The following is a 1,854-nucleotide window of genomic DNA, read 5'->3' on the forward strand; positions in this document are numbered from 1 at the left end:
ACCGAGGACCTCTGCGACGACCACTTCGAGCGCACCCGCGACGAGGCCCGCGGGGCCGACCTGTTGACCGTCTGCGTCCCGGAGGGCTGGGCACAGGTCCGGGTCGGACGTACCCGCGGGGGCGAGGTGGCAGTGGCCCTCGCCCCGGGTGCGGTGCCCACCGGTCCCTGACTCGAGTCCGAGGGGATTGGAGTCCAGCGGTGAGTGGCCGGCTCGGCTTGGAGTACCGGCCGGGACCGGCAACCGTGGTGGCCGGCTGTTCCACTCAGTAGCCTTCTTCTCGGCCCGCCGATCCGAGACGCACACCTTTGCCCGGCGGGCCCTCGACATGAGTGCCGGCCGGTGGCCAGGGGCTGGCCGCGCTCGGGGGTCCGCAGCCAGCCCTTGTCGATCCAGAGTCGCGCCTCGGGCCTCGTGCGGCGGTCCGGACTGCACCGCACGGGGCGTCCGGTCGCTCTCCCGTGCGATCACCGGTCGGCCGCCCGGCCCAACTGACATGGCTTACCCGAAGGCCGGACTCGGGGGCGGTCTGGCGGGCCTGCATGGACAAGAAGTCCGCACCGCCGTTGCACCGCCAATTGCGGGCGGTGCCCTGGTCAGGGTCGATCGTCGCGGGGGTCGGCCGACGGGCCGGGCGGGGAAGGCGAGGGCGAGCTGGTCCGGGTCATGGCCGTTGTCCTGGACGGTCGCCCGGGGCGGGCCTCGTTGCGGGCGGTGCCGCCGCGGTCGCAGACCAGCCGCCGTCCGGCAGCCGGTGCCACTCGCGGTTGCCGACGGCGTCCTCGGGGCCGGCGTGGTAAGGGACGAACTCGCCTTCCGGCTCCTCGCCGCACACCGCACACGCCGCGGTCCAGCACAGCGACGGAACGGCCACACCGGCACCCGGCCGGGCCGCGCCCTCGCGCAGCCAGGCGTAGCCGTGGTGAAGGACCAGGGCGTGGCCGGCGGGCTGGAGCGGGGAGCCGTCGTCGAGGTCGGCGGCGAGGGCGTTGTGCTCGGCGGCGGCCATCAGCGCGCTGGCGAGGTCGACCATCGGCAGCAGGGTGTCGGGGCCGGTGAGCCACAGCTCCCAGGCCTTGTCCGGGGTGCCGGGGCGCAGCCGCTTGTCGGGGGCGGCGGTGAACAGGCCGCGGCGGGTGGCGGGGGTGATCGTCATCTGTGGTGTCTCCTCGAACGGGTCGGCCCGGCCCGCTGGGGTGCGGGCCGGGCCGGTGGTGGCGGTCGGTGGGGTGCTCGGCGCGGCGGGCCGGTGGGGGCGTGGTCCCCGTGGAGGAGGGGTGGGTGCGTTGAGCCGCGCCGCGGTTTTCCCGGATGCCAGGGAGAGCCGCCACCCTGCAGCTTCCTCGCCCGGCCTGTAGACGCAAGCCCGCGCGCAAGCCCATACTCCTCGGATGATGTTCCGTTGGATCGGCCGCACCGCGGGCACAGCAGCCCTGACGGTGGGGCTAACCGCGTGCGGCACCCCTGGCAGTACCGGCCCGGCCCAGTCTTCTGCAGTTGCCGGCCAACCGGGCAAGACACCGAGTACGGGCAGTAGTTACGACCCCGCGGCCGAATGCGCGCGGTCGATCGGCTACTGGGCCCGAACCCTGGTGACGCCGGGCTCGGACTGGGGCCTCGACTACCAGGAAATGGGACTGTCGAGCGGGGAATACAGCATCCTGCAGAACCTCCTGCCGACCGCACGGACACTGGCCCGGCAAGAGGATCCGAGCGTCATCGAGTCGACAGTACAGCGCGAGGCAGCAGGACCCTGCCTTGACCACGTTGCCGCACTGCCCTCCAGCCCCGGACCCAGCGGATGGCCCCAATAGACACCTGAAACCCACCCCGCCCGGAAACTCCGCGATCGAC

The 1,854-nt window shown here is 73.2% G+C and carries 1 protein-coding gene; it reads right to left on the bottom strand.

Going from position 1 to position 1,854, the window contains the following annotated elements; translation table 11 throughout:
- Positions 1 to 664 precede the first annotated feature (664 nt).
- The gene (locus tag IE98_RS0141425; protein WP_030277883.1) at positions 665 to 1,156 is read right to left on the bottom strand and encodes a hypothetical protein; all 492 of its coding nucleotides are present in this window, start codon (positions 1,154 to 1,156) and stop codon (positions 665 to 667) included.
- Between the last annotated feature and the right edge of the window lie 698 nt (positions 1,157 to 1,854).

It is taken from the genome of Streptomyces sp. NRRL B-24484 (genome assembly GCF_000717715.1).
Taxonomy (GTDB): Bacteria; Actinomycetota; Actinomycetes; order Streptomycetales; family Streptomycetaceae; genus Kitasatospora.

Coding starts and splice junctions, on each gene's coding strand:
- IE98_RS0141425 (WP_030277883.1), bottom strand. CDS start 1,156: ATGACGATCACCCCCGCCACCCGCCGCGGCCTGTTCACCGCCGCCCCC.